Raw genomic sequence first — 17,636 nt, 5'->3', positions numbered from 1 at the left:
TGTGTCTGGGATCAGAAGGCTTCCGCCGGGGTGAGGCCGTCGGCGCGACCCTCGCGGCTGGCCTGGATGCGCTCCAGCGGCTTCCGGCCGAAGGTCAGGAACAGGACCGGGGTGAGGAAGGTGTCGATCAGCGTCGCCGAGATCAGCCCGCCGAAGATCGTCACCGCCACCGGGTGCAGGATCTCGCGCCCGGGCTCGTCCGCCCCGATCAGGAGCGGGATGAGCGCGAGGCCGGCCGACAGGGCCGTCATCAGCACCGGGGTCAGCCGCTCCAGGCTGCCGCGGATCACCAGGTCCTTGCCGAACTGCTCGCCCTCGTAGAGCGCGAGGTTGATGTAGTGCGAGACCTTCAGGATGCCGTTGCGGGCCGAGATGCCAGCCAGCGTGATGAAGCCGATCATCGAGGCGACCGAGAGCGGTTGCCCGGCGATGTTGAGCGCGATCACGCTGCCGATGAGCGCCAGCGGGATGTTGCCCATGATGATCAGCGCCAAGGCCGGCGACTGGTAGCGGCTGTAGAGCACCACGAACACCATCGCGAGCGACAGGAGCGAGAGCGCCCCGATCCGCAGCGTCGCCTCCTCCTGCGCCTGGAAGGTGCCCTCCAGGCGGGTGACGTAGCCCTGCGGCCACTGCGTCTCCCCGGTGATGCGGCGGATGTCGGCGATGATCGCCGCCATGTCGCGCCTGCCGTCGGTGTTGCCGAGGACCGCGATCCGCCGCTGGCCGTTCTCGCGCAGCACCTGGTTCGGACCGTCCGTCTCCTGGACCGTCGCGATCATGCGCAGCGGCACGTGGCCCGTCGGCGTGGCGATGAGCAGGTCGCCAAGGCCGGTGGTGGAGCGGTCTTGGTCGGACAGGCGCATCACCACGTCGAAGCGGCGGTTGCCCTCCACGATCTGCGACACCGTGCGACCGTTCGACATCGTCTCCAGACCTTGCGTCACGGTCGCCGGCGTGAGGCCGTAGAGGGCGGCCTTCTCGTAGTCGACGTCGATGCGCAGCTGCGGGATGCGCACTTGCTTCTCGACCTGGAGATCGACCAGCCCTTCCACGCCGGACAGGCGCTCGCGCAGGCCTTCCGCCAGGGTGCGCAGCGTGTCGATGTCCTCGCCGTAGATCTTGAGCGCGATCTCGGCGCGCACCCCTGAGAGCATGTGGTCGAGGCGGTGCGAGATCGGCTGGCCCACGTTGAGCGTCGCGGGCAGGACGGCCAGACGGGCGCGGATGTCGCCCATCACCTCCTCCTTCGAGCGCTCCGACCGCTTCAGGTCGACATCGATCTCGGAGGAGTGGACGCCCTCGGCGTGCTCGTCGAGCTCGGCGCGGCCGGTGCGGCGTCCGACCGAGATCACCTCCGGTACGTCCTTGATCAGGTTCTCGGCAACCAGCCCGAGGCGGTGGCTCTCGGCCAGCGCGATACCCGGGTTGTAGGCGAGGCTGATGGTGAGCGTGCCCTCGTTGAACGGCGGCAGGAAGGCCCGCGGCAGCAACGTCGCCCCGTAGGCCGCCAGGCCGACGCCCAGCAGGATGGTGGTGAACAGGAACCCTCGGTGGGCGAACGCCCAGCGCAGCAGGGCCGCGTTGCCGCGCTTGAGGTGCCGGACCACGAAGCTGTCGTGCTCATGGCCCTTCACCCGCCCGGACAGCAGGTAGTAGGCCAGCACCGGCGTCACGGTGATCGAGGTGACGAGCGAGGCCAGGATCGAGACGATGTAGGCCACGCCGAGCGGCGCGAAGAGGCGCCCCTCGATGCCGGACAGCGCGAAGAGCGGGATGAACACCAGGATGATGATCATCGTCGCGTAGACGATGCCCGAGCGAACCTCCTGACTTGCGGCCGCGATCACCTCCAGCACCGGCCGCGGCTCTGGGAGTTCCCGGTTCTCCTTGAGGCGACGCAGGATGTTCTCGACATCGACCACGGCGTCGTCGACGAGCTCGCCGATGGCGATGGCGAGGCCGCCGAGCGTCATCGTGTTGATGGTGAGATCGAAGCCGTTGAAGACCAGCACGGTCACCAGGATCGAGATCGGGATCGCGGTGAGCGAGATCACGGTCGCCCGCACGTTCATCAGGAACAGGATCAGGATGATGGCGACGACGGCGGCCGCCTCCAGCAGCACGCGCTTCACGTTGTCGACCGAGGTCTCGATGAAGGTCGCCTGCCGGAACTGCAGGTTGGTGGCCGACACGCCCTGCGGCAGCGTCTTCTGGATCTCGGCCAGTGCGGCCTCGATCTTGCCCGTGAGGTCGACCGTGTCGGCGCCCGGCTGCTTCTGGATCGACACGATCACCGCGGGCTTGCCCTGGAAGCCGGCGTCGCCGCGCTTCACGCGCGGGGCGAAGTCGACCTGGGCCACCTGGTGCAGGAAGACCGGCTGGCCCTGCTTGTGGACCACGACCGTGTTGCGAAGGTCCTCCAGCCGCTTGGTGACGCCCACGTTGCGGATGAGGTATTCCCGCCCGTGCTGGTCGACGAAGCCGCCGCCGGTGTTGGTGCCGAAGCGTGTGACCGCGGCCTCGATCTGCTCGTGGGTGACGTCGAGCGCCTGCAGGGCCGCGATGTTCGGCACGATCCGGTACTGGCGGACCTCGCCGCCGATGGGGATTACCTGGGCGACGCCCGCGATGGTGAGGAGCTGCGGCCGGATGATGAAGTCGGCGATCTCGCGCACCTCCATCGGCGAGACGGTGTCGCTGGTGACCGCGACCAGCATGATCTCGCCCATGATCGAGGTCACCGGCCCCATCTGCGGGGTGACGCCGGTCGGGAGCTGCTCGCCCACGAGCGCCAGGCGCTCGGCCACGAGCTGACGCGAGCGATAGATGTCGGTGCTCCAGTCGAACTCGACATAGACGATGGACAGGCCGACGCCGGACACCGAGCGCACCCGGGTCACGCCCGGCATGCCGTTCATCGCGGTCTCCAGCGGGTAGGTGACGAGCTGCTCCACCTCCTGTGGCGCGAGGCCCTCGGCCTCGGTCATCAGGGTGACGGTGGGACGGTTGAGGTCCGGGAACACGTCGACCGGCACCCGCGGCAGGATCCACGAGCCGTAGGCGACGAGCACGAGCGCCGCCGCGATGACGAAGAGCCGGTTCTTGAGGCTGTTGCTGACGAGAAAGTTGAACATCGCCGCGTCACCGGATCTGGTTGATGAGCTCGGAGCCGCGGATCACGACCCGCTCGCCCTCACTGAGGCCGGCCCGGATCACGAGCCGGGTGGCGTCGAAGGGCTCGGTCCGCACCGGCCGCGCCTCGAAGCGCTCGGGATCCGTGTGGCGCCAGACGACCGCCTCGCCGTTGGCGCCGCGCACCACCGCATCCCGGGGCATGATGATGTCCCTGACCGAGGCCCCGTTCTGCGCAAACACAGTGACTGGCGAGCCGACCGACAGGTTGCCCGGCGGGTTCTCGACGGCGAACTGCACCACGGTGGCCTGCTGCTGCAGCGTCTTGCTGAAGCCCTGGAAGGTGAGCTGCAGGGGCGTGCCGTCGACGGCCGTGGCGCTGGCGCCTGTGACCTTGGCGGGATCGATCTCGCCGTAGACGAGCGCCTCCACCCAGAGCCCCTTCGGGTCGACAATCTGGAAGATCACGTCCTGGGAGGCGACGACCTGGCCGGCGACGACCCGCGCCGCGGCGATGGTGCCGTCGATGGGTGCCCGCAGGACCTCGGACTCGATGCGGGTCTGGCGCACGATCTCGCGACGGCGGCGCAGGCCCTCCAGCTCGATCTCGGCGTCCGTGACCTGGCTCGGCGGTGCGACGCCGCGATCCGAGAGCTGGCGGACGCGCTTGAGCTTGGTCTCGGCGACGGCGATCTCCTGCTCGATCTCGCCGACGCGCTCGGACAGGGTGGTGCGGTCGGCCTGGGGCACCGCCTGCTCGACCAGGGCCAGCACGTCGCCCTTCCGGACCGCTTGCCCGATGCGGGGGAGCCCCTTGTCCGGAGCGATGATGCGCCCTCCGTTGATGCTCTGCACCAGGCCGGAGCGGTTCGGGTCGGCGATGACGCGCCCGATCAGGCTCACGGCCTTCTGCGCCTCCTCCGGCTTCGTGAGGGTGGTCCGCACGTTGAGCAGGCGCTGGCTCGGCTTGGGCACGAACACCGTTCCGTCCGGCAGGCGGCGCGGCGTGTCGCCCGCAGGGAGAGCGGCCTTGGCGGCGTCGGCCCCGTGGTCATGCCCCTCATGGGCGAAGGCATAAGCCGTCGAGACGGCGAGCAGGACGAGCGCCAGGCCCGCCACGGGCACCAGCTTCCTGCGGCTCCGGGCCACCAGGCCGAGCAGGAAGCCGAGCGCGAGCGCGACGCCGGCGCTCACGTAGGGCGTGGCCACCTCGATGCTGCCGAACCGCACGGTCGGCGTGTTCTGCAGGACCTGCAGCGGCGAGGCACGCCCTGGGGCCGGAGCCGCGGCGACTGCCTTGGCGGGCAGCTGGAGGGTGCCGATCAGCAGGTCGTCGCCGCTTGGCGCCGTGACGGCGAAGATGAGCTCCAGCGGGCCTTCGCCCGCGAACTTGGGTGACAGCACCGTGTAGGTGCCGTCAGGAGCCGCCTCGGCCTGGGCTTCCTCGTCGCCGCCGACGGTCACCGCGATCTTGGCGTCGGTCACGGGCTCGTTCGACGAGAAGCGGTCGAGATAGATCCCGAGACGGTCACCGCGCAGCACCCCGACGAGCTCGTAGGCATCCGACTGGGCGGTGACCCGCGGATTGCCGGTGGTGACCGCGGCAGGCGGCGGGGCGCCGTGGTCGTGCCCCTCGTGGGCGACCGCCGCGGCGGCGATGGTGGTCAGAAGACCCAGGCCGACCAGAATGGCCTGGATGCGGCGCAGGGCGCCGTTGGTACGGATAAACATTGGGAGGACCCCGGATCATGAGCACGTCGTCGGGAGCGACGCGGCGTCGGGGCCGGTCGCTCGGTTACGCGATGCCGGGGGTTCGTGGCGGGCGCTTGAGGCCGTCGAGGCTCATCCCGGTGCCGTTCTGCGATGCCGGTAGGAGTTCGACCGCGATGCCCATCGGCGCCGAGATGGCGTCGGAAGCAATGGCCGTGAGGGCGATGGCGCAGACGCTGGCGCAGCAGGGCGAGGGCTTGGCGTCGGAGGCCGGATCCTCGGCATCGGCCGTGTCGACAGCCGTGTCGGCGTGCTGATGGGCGGCACCATCCGCATGGTCATGCGCGGCCTGGTGGGCATGTGCGGAGGAGTGGTCGTGAACTGCGGCCTGGTGCACGTGCCGCGCCGGGGAAGCCGGCGCGCATTCCGTCGAGCCTGGGCCATGCTGGTGCATGCCTGCCATGGCGCCGCCATGGAGCACGAACGACGCCATGGCCACGAGCATCAGGCTCGCGACGAGACGACGGAAGTGGGTCCACAGGGTGTTCAACGATTCGCTCCTGACATCAGGTAATGATCTGATGGGCAGCCGGTTTCCAAACCGTTACCTCTAGGGTCTTTGTGGCCTTTGTGGGCCCAGGGCTTGGTATGGCGGATTCGTTCGCCATGGCCAACCCGGCGTTCATCGCACCACCACCGTTCCAACCATACCGGCTTCGCGGTGGCCAGGGATCAGGCAGGCGTACTCGAACGTTCCGGCCTGGGTGAACTGCCAGCGCAGCACGCCGGAGGTCTTCGGCCCCAGGCGCTTGGCGTTCGGATCCTCATGGGCCATGTCCGAATGGCTCGCCATCTCCTCGGCGTGCCGGCGGTTCGCCTCGACTGTTCCAATGACAAGCTCGTGGTCGAGCTCGCCGCCGTTGCGCAGGACGAACTGGACCTGCTCGCCCTTGGCGACCTCGATGCGCTCCGGCGCGAACGCCATGCCGCGGTCGGTCTCCTTCATGACCACCTGGATGACGCGGCCGCCCTTGGCGGGATCTCCGGGGCGCCCGTAGGCCACCTCCGCGGTGTGGTCATGGCCGGCATGGCCCTGGTCGGCCCAGGCCCCCGAAGTCGGCGCAAGGGCCAACCCCATGGCCGCCAGGATCCTTGGAAGAGCCTGCATGACGATCTCCATTATCCAAGAGGCTGCAGCACGGGTTCGGCGGGGAAGCCGGCCTCGCGCAGGGTCCGCAGGAGTGCTGATTGGTAGTGCCGAGAGACGACCCGAACCGTCCGCGCCATCAGGTCGGCCTCGACGCGAGCGACCCCATCGAGCTTATGCAGGGCGCTGGTCAGGGCGGCGACGCAGCGGTCGCACATCATCTTCGGGATGTGGAGGAGGTTGTCGGCCTGGTAGCGGTGCATGGTCCGGATCCTTGTCTTGGTCCGTGTTTCGGGATCCCGCCGGCGCCTATCCGAGCGCCGGAACGGTCGGGGTGTAGCCGGCGCCGACGATCAGGGCCTTGACCTTGGCAAGGTCGCGGGTGCCACGGACCGAGACGATCTTCGTTGCCGGATCGGCCTGGACCCGGGCACCGGGCAGGCCGGCCTCGACCGCCTTGGTGATCGTGCTGGCGCAGTGCCCGCAAGTCATGTCCTCGACCTTGAGGGTCATGGCGTTCGGATCGCGCTTTGCGGTGGTGTCCGACTGGGCCTGGTGGGTGCTGCATCCGCACATGGGAAAACTCCGGTTGGCGTTGACGATGGGCAGACGGTGCACCTTCCCATCATTGGAAGGTCAAGCGCAATTTTCAAGCGAAGTTCTCAAGGCTTCAGGCGGACATTCCAATTGTGCAGGTCATCATTCCGATCATCGGGGTAATGGCCTTCCTCCCGGGCATGAAGAAGTGAGTGGGCATCGTCCGTGTCGAGAGTGCGCACCAATCGGCCCCCCCTGTCGAACACAGGGGTGGCCTCGGGATCTACGATTTCGTAGTGCTGCTTTGCCTCCTCCGTCATTGCGCGGACCTCTTCTTCCTCCGATGCCATGATCTCAGAGTCGGCGTCGGAGATTGGGCGTGAATACCGTCTCCTGCGGACCTTCTCGATTTGGAGTGCGGAGCGGTCGTGGGTCTCCTGCGGGTGGATCGGGCCCAAGGCTTGGAGCGCATTTATGAGCAGGTTTACGGCTGGCCTGTCGCCGTACTCACGCCGAAGCCGCTCCGACAATCTGTCGAACGTCTCGCCGGCCTGGTAGAGGAGGGCAGGGCTGAAAAGTTCGTAGGCGTTGCCATCCGCAATTGAGCAGTCCGTCTCGTCTATGATTTTCTCAATTTCGGCTTCTGCGCTTCCCATATTAGGGACAGGGATCTTGAAGAGGATCTTCCAATCGAAGGTGCCGGCGTACCCTTTCTTTTCGAAGAACTCGGTGCGCACATTTGGCTTGTGTGTGAACCCGTACTTCCAAACCAAGAAGTCTTTTTTCTTCGAGAGCTTCCAACTTTCCGCGATGTAGATGTAACCGGGTCCATCACCGCTGTTTTCCGTGAACTTCGCTCGGGCCGATACCAAATCTCTTCTCCACAAGGAACTCATAGGAGCCATCCACAGCGACGGGTGTTCATTGATCCTACGATGGACGCAAATCTGCTGTGATGCCGCCCTCACCAGCTTGGACTGGAATTATTGTTTTCTTCTTTCTCGCCGCTGGATCTTCAGTCGCCCCGCTGGGTGCATGGCCCGCTTCAGAGCCCGAGCATAAACCTCCGCCATGCCTTCAAGTGGATCCTGATGAAGCTCCGCCCGTCCCGCAAGGTGCTGGAGGACCACAAGGTTTGCGCGGACCAGTGGGTTTGCAGGGTCGATCACGTCATCGCGGGGAAGAATGTGGTTGGGATCGAGGTGGCGCGTGACGCGAGGAATGACCGATGCCAGCGCGGGATCATTCGGTGTGCGATGAACCGCCGCTGCTATCCCGGCTGCAAGGTCAGCGATCTGCAAGGTCGGATGATCGGTGGAGCGACCGAACGTGAGGGGTTGGGCAAGGTTGAGGCGCACTTCGATTATCCTGTCCCCTGCATGAAGCCGGACCTTCTCAGTTCGCCCGACCCAGCTCTCGAAGAACGGTGCCATTGCGAGAAGGGGCTTAGACTCGTCGCACAGCACCTCCACACGCTCGTGCCGTAGCCCGAAACCTCCTTGAAGGAGGGAGGAAAGCGCGGTGAATGTCAGGTCGAGGACCCACTTCCCCTCTTCACGAAGATGCCCTGTTCGGTCGGCAATGCGCTCCCGGTAACCGCGGGCGATGCGCAGGAGTTGCCTAAGGACCGCGGCTTCAGTGGGCAAGTCTGGAGCGGCATCAAACAGGTGCGGTGCATCCGCAGGGTCGAACGACCTCATGAATTTTTCCAACTCCGCCCCGACGGTCTCGGCGGTATCGTTGGCTCGCACGATTGTCCGATGAACGGCATTGGCGACAAGGCGTTGCAGATTGTGCCTGTAGAACAGGGCGCTGTTGTCCTCAACGACGGGCTCGATCAAATACTCATAGGCTTTTCCCGCGAGCGCGAGTTGCTTATCGAACACTGTCACGAGCAAGCGTCCCTCAAGGGCGTCAAGAACCTGCTCGGCGATCACAGGCCAATTGTCCCGGCGGCGGAGCGAAGATGCTTTGAGTTCCGGCGCTTGAATAGGGTGGCGCCGCCGGATGTCCGCAATCAATGTGGTGGCTTCCTCGACCGTTAGATCATGCGCGGCGTACGCAAAATACGGCTGGTCGAGGTTACTAAGGTTCGGGCCGGTGTATCCGGCTTCGTCGCATGAGATCAGACGGGGAGGAGATGTGACAGCCATCGCGCAAGCAAAGTATAGGGATCCAGTGTGACCCAGATCTCTTGAAGTGGTGCTGCTGGGCATCGCCTTTGCGACGCGTTCCGTCAAGGCCAGGAAAATCCGACCCTCCGGCTCTCCGACGCCCACGGCTGCCGCAGCGCTGCGGCGAGTGTAAGGGTGTCTCCGAGCAGAACCGCCTGCCGCTCGGCCCGGGTGACCGAGGTGTAGAGCCAGGAGGGATCCAGGAGCCGGGATGGCGTCAGAGCGACGATCACCCGCGCCGCCTGGGATCCCTGCGCCCGATGGCAGGTGAGGGCGTAACCGAGCGCGAGATCGATCAGCTCGTCCCGCTCGAAGGTGTGCTCCTCACCGTCAAACACCGCAATCAGGCTCCCGTCGGCTACATCAACGGCGATGACCTGGCCCATGCTGCCATTGAACAGGCCCCGCTTGTAATCGTTGCGGCGATGCACGACGGGATCACCGACCGAGAACAGTTCGCCCAGGGCGCCACGGATCTCTATCCCGTCATTCGCAAGCAGATGGAGGTCGTGCAGGCGCCGGTTGAGGACCCGGACCCCGGACGGGCCTTCGTTGGTGGGAGCCACCACGAGGACATCCTCACCGGCAAGGTCCAGGTAGGCCCCGATGAGCCGGTCAGCGATCTCGGCAGCTCCGTTCGCCGGGACGAGGCTCACGCCGGTCCCGATGCCCCTGTATGGCTCCAGGAGTGGCATCTCACGGGCGCGCAGACTTCCGGCGACGGCGGGGATGCCGCTGTCATCTGTTTGGCGGTGGACGACGGTCAGGCGGGCCGTGATCCGGGGGTCGTCGACGAGCTTGTGGAATGTCAGGCCGAAGCCCACTGGAGGGAGCTGGCATTCGTCACCCACCAGGAGCAGGCGGGCTCCCGCGGGCATAAATCGTTGGAGCGCATGGATCGTTGCCAGATCGACCATGGAGGCTTCATCGACGAGCACCAAGGATCGTGGCGAGATGTGTGCCAAGCTCTTGAGCTGTGACTCAAGCCTCGGGCGCTCGTCCGGCTCGACCAAGCCCCTCGCCAGCCGGGTCGTGATGGCACCGCGTTCTTCGAGTTCCCGCAGTGTCCGGAAGAGCGTTCGGGCGAGGCGTCCGGTCGAGCGGGACAGGCGGAGCGCCGCCTTGCCGGCCAGCGCAGCCAATAGGACGTCTCCGCCCGCAGCCTCCCACAGAGCGCAGATGGCCTTGGTGGTGTGTGTCTTGCCGACGCCAGCCCCGCCCTGCAAGCACGCGAACGGGCTTGCGAGCACCTTGAGTACGGCGGCCCGCTGCTCTGGATGGAGCCTTCCATTGACGGTCTCGTAGTGCTGCAGGGCGGACGCGAAGTCGAACGGTCCGATGTCCCGAGGGCGGAGGTCAGGGCGTTCCGCCATGGCTCTGAGGCGGCTGGCGACCGCCTCCTCCATAGCGGCGCAACCCGGAGCCCGCCACGTCCCGCCGTCGCCGCCGAGGATGGCGCCATTGCGAACCCCGCAATACAGGGCTGCCAAGAGGCGAGGGTGGCCTTGCCCGACCTTGAGCTTGCCGGCCAGCCGAACACGCAGGTCGTGATCCTCCATGGCCGTGGCGCCGGTCGCGATCAGGTCCTTGATGACGGCGTCGACAGCGCCCACCAGCCGGTTGGGCTGGTCGTCCGGGGCTGTCGCGCCAGCCTCCCGCATCAGCCGCAGCCCCAGGTCATCCACCTTTTCCCACGGCAGCAGGGTCACCAGGCACCAAGGGTTCCTTTCCAGACGCTCCACGGATGCGAACCCGAACGTCGCTGCGATGCGCCGTGCGACGCGCATGTCGTCGACGCCACGCTGCTGAAGCCAGGCGACCAAGCGCGCCTCGGTGTCCGCTTCACGCCAAGCCTGCACCAACGTCGCGGCAAGCCGCGGCCCAAGGACGGGCCGGTCCGGCGCGATGATCGCCGCGATGGCGGCTAAGTCGCCAGCGGCCAGCACCTCCGGCAGGGCCGTCCCGTATGTTTTCCAGAGGAGGTCGGCGCGTGACGGTCCGATGCCGGGCACCTGCTCCGCCAAATAGCGGGTGATCAGGACACCGCTGGGGAGCGACCTGCTGGCGCGGGTGGCGTCGATCTGCGGCCCCCACCTGGTCGACACCAAGTGGCCATCCACATCCCAGGTCTCGCCAACGGCAGGCTCGCCGAGCATGATCGTGCGGGCGGCCTTGACCCTCAGGCTGCACCCCTCCGCGACGATCCGGGCATCAAGGGTCCGTCCGGCGACGATCACGCCATAAGGCTTGCTGGACAGGACACGCTCGATCTTGATGACGGTCATCGGGCGTCTCCGAGCCGCATGACCATGCCTGTCTCCTCCAGCAGCCGCAGCTGCTCGCGAAGGACGGCATTGTCGCGGCGGAGCGCCTCAATGGCCGCATCGCGCTCCGCGAGGAGTTGCCGGAGCTCCGATGCTTCGCCAGAGAGCTTGCCGATCCGTCGGCGGGCGGCATCGTCGGCCTCGTCCGGGGAGCGTGACCCGATGGGGCTTAGCCCCTGCTCCTCGGCGACCTTGTTGACGAGGAGCATGAGCTCCGGCTTGCGATAGAAATGCTGCTCGTGGCTCAGCAAGACCCGTTCGTCCACCTGGCCCAAGTCACGCACGAGTTGCCGGACGTTCACCTTCTCCCCGACCGCAGGCAGTGAAGGCCTAAGCCCGTCGGATGCCAGCCACTCGCTGTGCAGACGCTCCAAGTGGGGCTCAAGGACGGAAACGATCAACGGCACAACAGACTCTCGCGCCATCACTTGCTTCCCTTCTTGCGCTCAAGCGGGTGCACGTTCTCGCCAGCCAAGGCCGCTTTCAGGCGAGCGTTCTCGGCTTCGAGGCGGGCGCACTCCTTCGTGAGTTCATCGATCTTGTTGGCGTTCTCGATGTATTCGAGTTCGGCCTCGGCCCATCGCTGACGGATCAGGCGCACTTCGTCCTTCGCGGCATCGGCGCGCTCGGTGACCGCGCGGCGCACCACCTTGAGGCCCTTGCGGAGCTTCATCTGCACACGGTCGACCCAGGCTTTCACTTCGTCCCGCAGCCCGCGATGACGAGGCTTTTGCAGCAGGGTCGAGCTCAGTCTGGCGCGGCGCAGCACCTCTGCGGCGGTGACCTCTCCCTTCGCGTAGGGGTAGATCCCTTCGTACCTTTCGATGTCGGCCTCGATCTGGCGCATCGCCTTGAGGATCGCGGCGCGCGTGCTGTCGGCCTTTGCGGCAGCGGCCGCTTCTCCGTGTTTGGCGATGCCGCTGTTCCCTTTGCGTCCAGTGGACCGCGCGTCCTTCGTCGTCATGGTCCTCTCCCTCACGCCGTTTCGTGCTGGGCGCCCTGGCGGGTGTCCCAGATCCGCCGGGCGGTCTCGTTGCGCGCGATGCATCGATCACGGACGTCGTCCCACCTCTTCAGGGTTGCGAGGATCTGTCCCTCAAGGCTTGCGACCCTCAGTTCCTCGCCCTCGGCGGCCGCAGCCACGTGCTCGTTTAGCAAGGCCGTCAGCGCCCCTTCGCATTGGTGTTTTGCCCGCGCCATCTCTAGGCGGTGGCCGCAATCCGTCCGACAGGCTCCAGGATCCGGGGAACCGCGGCCCTGGGTGCATGGACCGTACTGCCCGACGGCCTTCGTGCAGAGAACGCCCGGGCGGACCATGCTCCAAGGCTTTTCGTTGCAGGTCAGGATGTCGATGGCCTCGCCGAGGGTGTCTGCGTCCAAGGCGTCCTTTCCCCACCTCATCTTCAGCCGCTCCAGACCGATCTGCAGGGGAGCTGCGGCGGGGCCGCCCGCGTTGCCGCTCTCCGCGTCCTTGAGTGCTTCCGCAGCGAGCGCGTAGGCAACTTCTTCGGCAACCTGTTTGACTTCGCTGGCGATCTCCGGGTGGGACAGCATGTAGCGAAGCGTCATTTCCAGGTCGCGGTGGCCGAACAGATCCATCAAGACTTGCGGAGCCGCCACAAGCGACAGCGCTACGATGCGTGCCACAGTATGTCGCCACCGATGGGAGTGGGGCCTGATGCCGCCCGTCGCATGGGTCAGCCCGAGCGCCTCGACCGCGCGGATGACCGCCTCGTTGATGTTGTGCAAGGGTGACCCTGCCGGGCCCGTGCCCTCCTTCAGAAGCACCCACAGGTGCGTGGCGTCGCCTGGGCGGACGATCCGCGCAAGCTCGTGCTGGATGGACAGGGCCTTCATGGCCGCAGGATGGAGAGGCCAGTCCCGCGCCTGTCCGTCGAGTTGATCGATCAGCTTGAAGGTCCGCGCCCGCAAGCGTCCCTCACCATCGACGCCAATCGACTGGTCGTTGGCGTCAAGGATCTCGCTCGACCGGCCACCGGCGCAAAAGTTGGCGGTACAGAAGTTCAGGGCCTGGAGCAGGCTGACCATCATGTTGATCGCCGAGGGATCCTTCGGCGGCCAGACGTCGGTGGTTATGGATCGCCTGCTTTCCCGAATGGTGATTGGCCATGGAAGTCGGGTGAGGGGCCTCCCATCCGCATCGTGCCAGTCCATCCCGGCGATGATGGCGCGACGCTCCTCGATGATGCTTGGATGGGATGAAGCCCGTTTCGCTTTGCGCGCTCTCTCAGTGGCCTCGCGAAGGCTCTCCCAGCACTGCAGGATTTGCGGCGCGAGGTTGTCGTGCAGCCAGCGGGCCCGCCGGATGAGCTCCGACACGAACGCGTCCGAGAACGGCTGGTATGAACGGGGCTCCGTCTTCTGCGTCCGCGTTGCGACAGGCTGGCCCCGGCGCGACTTTTCCCGAGCCGGTCCACCGTCGCTCGGTTGTTCGGGATCCTCCCTGAAAGTGGGAAAATCCCTGATCACGCCGCGGAGCCCGAGCTTTTGCAGGCGCTCAGCAAGGGATCCGACCAGCTTCTGGGTCGAACTTGAGCCTGAGACGCCGGTGCGAAGGGCTGCCCAATCGGATCGGGTCAAATGCGACCACAGGTGTCCGTCCGGGGAGGGGCGGTTCGCAGCCGACCAGGTCGCCATGCGCAGCAGGACGGCCGTATTCGTCAGCCAGGTGGAGGGCTTGTAGCGGCGCACCCCCTTCTTGGTCTGATGCGGGAGCGCGAGTGCGAACAGAGATCGACGGATACTCTCATCCCAGGCGGCGACCACATGGGGCAGACCATCCGCTTCGATCCGGGGCTTACGCGTACGTACGCTCAGGAGGCGCATCTGCCCCGGTGGCACCCAGTTCTCCGGAACCACGTACTCCGGATCGCCGACCCGAATACTAGGCAGGAACTCGATCTTGCTCACCTCGGCCCACGGGCGCGCACCCAGCGAGCCGAAGTTGCCGATGGTTGTATCGAGGCGGGAGGCCCACCTGGAAGGGGCGTCCCGGTCCACGACGTGCTCAGTAGCTCGAATAGGTGTCATGGGGCTGGATCTCGCCGGTGGTGAGTTTGCCAAGGAAATGATCGATCAGGGGCTCGACACGGTCTGCGCCGAACTCGGCCAGGGTCGCGTCAAGCGAACGCTCCTCATCCTCCCATGAGGACCCGGCCCAGGCGGTCAGCGGGAAGGTGCGCTTGATGAAGATGAGTTCGGCACGGGCCCGGGCGAGCGGCTCCAGGCTGTCCTCAAAAACCAGGCCGTGGACACACCCGGTGCAGCGCTGCACGCGGCAGAGGGAGCCTTCGACATGGGTGGGCGCCACCTCGCGCGGCGGGTTGCGCGGATCAAGGCAGCCCATGCCAAGGCGGGTGCGCTGTCGCTTGTCCAAAAGCCTCCTTTCCTGTTCTGCCGTGATCTCGCCTTTCTCGACGAGGATCCTCAACCGGGTCGGGTCGAGCTTCCGCCCCGTGGCGATCTCGGCAAAGGCGGCATCCTGCACGCGCCTCACGGCGGCCTCGCTGTGGGCGCGATAGCGCCGCTGGCGCAGGTAGTGCCTCAGGACGCGGGTGTCGGCGTGCTGGGCCCCCAACTTGGCGATGAGGATGTCGTACCCGGACGCGGCGTAGGCGTGCCCGATCCATGCGTCACGGGAGTCGCCGGTCGCCATTTTCAGAAGGGACGGATGCTCCTCGGCGAGCCCATGCCCTTTTGCCACAACACGCGCGATCTCGTTGAGGCGAGCGCAGTCCTGCCCTTCGAAGCAGCTCACTTCGCCCACCTTGTTGACGACGTGGTAGAGCCAAGGGCTCCGTGCCACGGCCTCAAGTCGTGCGACGTCGCGGGCTCGGGCAGGGGTGGGGTCTGCGTCGTGTCGCTCGCGCGCCTCTCCGAGACGATGCTCGACCGTCCGGCGCATAGGCGCGGTCCGCTCGATCATGAAACGGACGATCCGGTAGGGATGCCACTCAGGCTTCGCCAAGGAGAGCGCGAACACGTGGCGGTCGGCGCGCTCCTTGTAGGAGTGAACGATCTTGAACTCGGGCTTCTGGGGGTGATCCTGGCACCACTCGTTGTCTGCCGTGACATCCAGCGCGAGAGCCGTAGCCAGGTTCCAGCCGGTGCCGAGGAGAAACAGCCAGAGGAAGACCGCGGTGTCATGGTAGCTGGGGTGGAACCAGCGGAGCTTTCCGACGATGCCCTCGCGCCCACGCACTCCCATGCCGGGGGCTAGGTACTCTGGGCCGTCGTGCTTCAGCGTTCGGTCGTTCGCCTTGTTGAGCCCTTGTCCTTGGTTTGCATACACCTCCTCCTTGTAAAGGAGGCGCTCACGTGTCAGTTCGTGGACGAGCCACGCATGGTTCTCACGAGCCTCCCAATCGGCGCTGCTAGGCAGCCTTGCCTCTCCGCGCGGGTCGGAGCCCCTAGCCGCCAGCACCTCTCCCTCCCTGAACATCGACTTGATCGACATTGCCTCTTTCTTGAAGGCATTGAAGAGACGCTGGACGCCCTTCTCATCGATGTCCTCGCGGTAACCGAGCACATCTCTGTGCCGAGCGGGCCAGAAGAGGGGATCCTCGTCCCGAGCGGCGCGCATGGCATCCACGATGCCCTTGATCCCTTTGTAGACCTGCCCGCCGAGGCCACGGGCCTCGGCCCACCTCTGCAGGAGAGCGCCGTGCCCGTCTTCGAGTTGGGAGCACCCCGAGACATGTCGGCCCGGGTCAATCTCGTCCAAGAACCGGAAGAGTGTCCGCAGGAAAGACAGGATCTGCCGCTTGTCACCTTCCGGGGGACGCGAGAGTTGGAAGTGTTCGGCGAATTCATAGGCGAAGGGGCGCCGGCCTTGATAGTCGCCGCTCCACTTGTCCCGGGCTCGCGGATCGACGTGATCCCTCCGCCCGCCGAAGGCGAATTCGGAGAGGTCGATCTCGTAAGCCGCGCCCCTGTCAGGGTGGATCCAGAAGCGAAGTGCGCCCGCCTGGAATACCGTGGTGCTGTTGAAGGCGTTCACGAGGCGGCTCCGGATTTGGTTTTGCCCGCGAGGAATTCGTGCCAGCCTTGCGCCACCTCCGCGATGCCGGCCGCGGTCACAAGCCATCGCAGGTACAGGTCAGTCGTCGTTTCGCTGAGATGCCCGAGTTGCTGCTGCAACGTTTTCATGCACCACGATCCGCGCATCATCACCCAGTCGGCGCTCATGGTGCGGCCTGCGGCCTTGGCTTCATGTTCAAGGGTGTAGAGAACCGTGAAGCATGCGTACGTATGCCGACCGAAGTGGGGATGCCACCGAGGGGGGCGCGGCTTCACATCCCGGAAACACTTGTAGAGCGTCTCCGCCGAGATCGGCGTGCCTTCGTGGTCACGCGCATCGGACAGGAAGAGGAGGTGGCTTGCGGGTGTCCGCGTCCGCTTCGTCCACAGCATCCTCAGCTTCATGCGGCGCCCGTCAATCCACTCCCTCAGTTCGATGAGGAAATCGATGTTGACTTGGATCGTGCGCGGACGCCCGCCCTTGGTGTGCGTGAGGGTGACGGCCCCAGCCTGTCTGCCGTCCGACTTGAGGGCCCGGAGCTCCTCCATCGACGGGATCTGGCCTTGGTTGAGTGACACTGTCTCCTCACGGCGCGCGCCGGACTCCAGGATGAACCTGCAGGCCATGTGCTTGGCGTAGCCCCGCTTAGCACGTACGGCGGCTAGCCAGTCCCGGACGGCCTCGGGCTTGGGGAGCTGCGCGACGATTGCGACAGACGCGGACTTGGACGTCTTGATGCGGCCGACCCGGGAATTCAGTTCGACCGAACTCTCCTGTGCGGATTGACCGGACCGGATCCGCCGCGTGCTGGCACGGTATGCCACCGTAAATGGGGGACGGAGCTTATTGTGTGCCGCCCACTTGAGGAAGCTTGTCACCTCATCGGTGCGGTGGTTCGCTGTTGAGCCTTGGAGCGCCTTGCCGCTTGGGGACCAGCGGCCCTTGTGCATGTCGCATTGGAAGGACAAGACCCCATCCTTGTAGGTGAGGGTTCGCCAGTCCTGGGCTTTTGCCTCGCACCATTCGATGAAGACGAGCAGATGGCGGGCGACCGTCTCGATTGTGCGCTGGGCTGGTACTTCGCCCCCAGCCAGAGGGGTGCTGCCGGCCTTGGGGCTCCACTCGCCTATGGCCCTTTCACGCAGATACCTGTTGTGCTCACGGCAGTAGCGACCCTGTCCGTCGAACAGCACGGGCACATGGGCAACGCTCTCGAAGCGCAACGCGACCAGGCGCCCCAGTTTGGGCATGTACATCTTGGGCTTCGAGGGCCCGGCGAGACGGAGGCAATGGGTCTCCGAACGGGAGGCCGCCACAGCGGCGGCAGGGAATGCAGAAGGCTTGTCCTTCATATCCTGTTTCTCGGTCAAGGCGCGAGCGACCGGTGGCCCAGGACGGACGGCGAAACCGCACTTGCGTGAATCCACGCGGTCGTGCATTGTCTGCCGTCGCCCGTGAGCCTCGTGCATGCGCCGAGGTTGGGATGGTGACCCACTCCGCGGTTTCTCAGGCCATAGTGGAGTGGATCGATTCAGGGGGCATTCCGACGCCACGTCGGAGTGCCCTCG

Annotated in this window: 14 protein-coding genes; all 14 read right to left on the bottom strand. The window is 66.0% G+C overall.

The genetic code is table 11. The features are described from left to right. Positions 1-11: 11 nt before the first annotated feature. The 14 genes from KHP60_RS09770 to KHP60_RS09705 all read right to left on the bottom strand — a co-directional run bounded on the left by KHP60_RS09770 (position 12) and on the right by KHP60_RS09705 (position 17,420). Positions 12-3,137, bottom strand: coding sequence for an efflux RND transporter permease subunit (locus tag KHP60_RS09770; protein WP_213563706.1), 3,126 nt, complete (start codon positions 3,135-3,137; stop codon positions 12-14). Between the two features lie 7 nt (positions 3,138-3,144). Further along, entirely contained in the window at positions 3,145-4,866 is a 1,722-nt protein-coding gene (locus KHP60_RS09765) for an efflux RND transporter periplasmic adaptor subunit (protein WP_213563705.1), read from the bottom strand. A gap of 64 nt (positions 4,867-4,930) precedes the next feature. Then, positions 4,931-5,395: a hypothetical protein gene (locus KHP60_RS09760; protein WP_213563704.1), complete on the bottom strand. Its 465-nt coding sequence runs from the start codon at positions 5,393-5,395 to the stop codon at positions 4,931-4,933. Positions 5,396-5,527: 132 nt separating this feature from the next. Beyond that, complete coding sequence (locus KHP60_RS09755; RefSeq protein ID WP_213563703.1) at positions 5,528-6,013, bottom strand: plastocyanin/azurin family copper-binding protein; 486 nt, start codon at positions 6,011-6,013, stop codon at positions 5,528-5,530. 11 nt (positions 6,014-6,024) lie between these two features. Next, the gene (locus KHP60_RS09750) at positions 6,025-6,255 is read right to left on the bottom strand and encodes a heavy-metal-associated domain-containing protein (protein ID WP_213563702.1); all 231 of its coding nucleotides are present in this window, start codon (positions 6,253-6,255) and stop codon (positions 6,025-6,027) included. A 46-nt stretch (positions 6,256-6,301) separates the two neighbouring features. Next, positions 6,302-6,610 (bottom strand): cation transporter, encoded by a 309-nt coding sequence (locus KHP60_RS09745; protein WP_311924797.1) that lies wholly within the window; start codon positions 6,608-6,610, stop codon positions 6,302-6,304. A gap of 44 nt (positions 6,611-6,654) precedes the next feature. Beyond that, positions 6,655-7,425, bottom strand: a complete 771-nt coding sequence (locus KHP60_RS09740; protein ID WP_213563701.1) for a hypothetical protein — start codon at positions 7,423-7,425, stop codon at positions 6,655-6,657. A gap of 87 nt (positions 7,426-7,512) precedes the next feature. After that, positions 7,513-8,682, bottom strand: coding sequence for a DUF3800 domain-containing protein (locus tag KHP60_RS09735; RefSeq protein WP_213563700.1), 1,170 nt, complete (start codon positions 8,680-8,682; stop codon positions 7,513-7,515). Positions 8,683-8,765: 83 nt separating this feature from the next. Next, positions 8,766-10,988 carry an AAA family ATPase gene (locus tag KHP60_RS09730; RefSeq protein WP_213563699.1) on the bottom strand — a complete coding sequence of 741 codons (2,223 nt, stop codon included), beginning with the start codon at positions 10,986-10,988 and terminating at the stop codon, positions 8,766-8,768. Next, on the bottom strand, positions 10,985-11,452 hold the full coding sequence (locus KHP60_RS09725; protein WP_213563698.1) for a hypothetical protein: 468 nt from the start codon (positions 11,450-11,452) through the stop codon (positions 10,985-10,987). The genes KHP60_RS09730 and KHP60_RS09725 overlap by 4 nt, the downstream gene beginning before the upstream one ends. Further along, positions 11,452-11,991, bottom strand: coding sequence for a hypothetical protein (locus tag KHP60_RS09720; RefSeq protein WP_213563697.1), 540 nt, complete (start codon positions 11,989-11,991; stop codon positions 11,452-11,454). Before KHP60_RS09720 ends, KHP60_RS09725 begins: the two co-directional genes overlap by 1 nt. An 11-nt stretch (positions 11,992-12,002) precedes the next feature. Then, on the bottom strand, positions 12,003-14,078 hold the full coding sequence (locus KHP60_RS09715) for an integrase (protein WP_213563696.1): 2,076 nt from the start codon (positions 14,076-14,078) through the stop codon (positions 12,003-12,005). Then, positions 14,056-16,047, bottom strand: a complete 1,992-nt coding sequence (locus KHP60_RS09710) for a hypothetical protein (RefSeq protein ID WP_213563695.1) — start codon at positions 16,045-16,047, stop codon at positions 14,056-14,058. Before KHP60_RS09710 ends, KHP60_RS09715 begins: the two co-directional genes overlap by 23 nt. Beyond that, positions 16,044-17,420: a tyrosine-type recombinase/integrase gene (locus tag KHP60_RS09705; RefSeq protein ID WP_213563694.1), complete on the bottom strand. Its 1,377-nt coding sequence runs from the start codon at positions 17,418-17,420 to the stop codon at positions 16,044-16,046. The genes KHP60_RS09710 and KHP60_RS09705 overlap by 4 nt, the downstream gene beginning before the upstream one ends. Between the last annotated feature and the right edge of the window lie 216 nt (positions 17,421-17,636).

Source organism: Microvirga sp. 3-52, from assembly GCF_018383585.1.
Lineage (GTDB): Bacteria > Pseudomonadota > Alphaproteobacteria > Rhizobiales > Beijerinckiaceae > Microvirga.
This window is presented reverse-complemented; position numbering and strand designations above follow the sequence as displayed.

Coding starts and splice junctions, on each gene's coding strand:
- KHP60_RS09735 (WP_213563700.1), bottom strand. CDS start 8,682: ATGGCTGTCACATCTCCTCCCCGTCTGATCTCATGCGACGAAGCCGGA.
- KHP60_RS09770 (WP_213563706.1), bottom strand. CDS start 3,137: ATGTTCAACTTTCTCGTCAGCAACAGCCTCAAGAACCGGCTCTTCGTC.
- KHP60_RS09705 (WP_213563694.1), bottom strand. CDS start 17,420: ATGAAGGACAAGCCTTCTGCATTCCCTGCCGCCGCTGTGGCGGCCTCC.
- KHP60_RS09720 (WP_213563697.1), bottom strand. CDS start 11,991: ATGACGACGAAGGACGCGCGGTCCACTGGACGCAAAGGGAACAGCGGC.
- KHP60_RS09755 (WP_213563703.1), bottom strand. CDS start 6,013: ATGCAGGCTCTTCCAAGGATCCTGGCGGCCATGGGGTTGGCCCTTGCG.
- KHP60_RS09740 (WP_213563701.1), bottom strand. CDS start 7,425: ATGAGTTCCTTGTGGAGAAGAGATTTGGTATCGGCCCGAGCGAAGTTC.
- KHP60_RS09725 (WP_213563698.1), bottom strand. CDS start 11,452: ATGGCGCGAGAGTCTGTTGTGCCGTTGATCGTTTCCGTCCTTGAGCCC.
- KHP60_RS09750 (WP_213563702.1), bottom strand. CDS start 6,255: ATGCACCGCTACCAGGCCGACAACCTCCTCCACATCCCGAAGATGATG.
- KHP60_RS09715 (WP_213563696.1), bottom strand. CDS start 14,078: ATGACACCTATTCGAGCTACTGAGCACGTCGTGGACCGGGACGCCCCT.
- KHP60_RS09730 (WP_213563699.1), bottom strand. CDS start 10,988: ATGACCGTCATCAAGATCGAGCGTGTCCTGTCCAGCAAGCCTTATGGC.
- KHP60_RS09765 (WP_213563705.1), bottom strand. CDS start 4,866: ATGTTTATCCGTACCAACGGCGCCCTGCGCCGCATCCAGGCCATTCTG.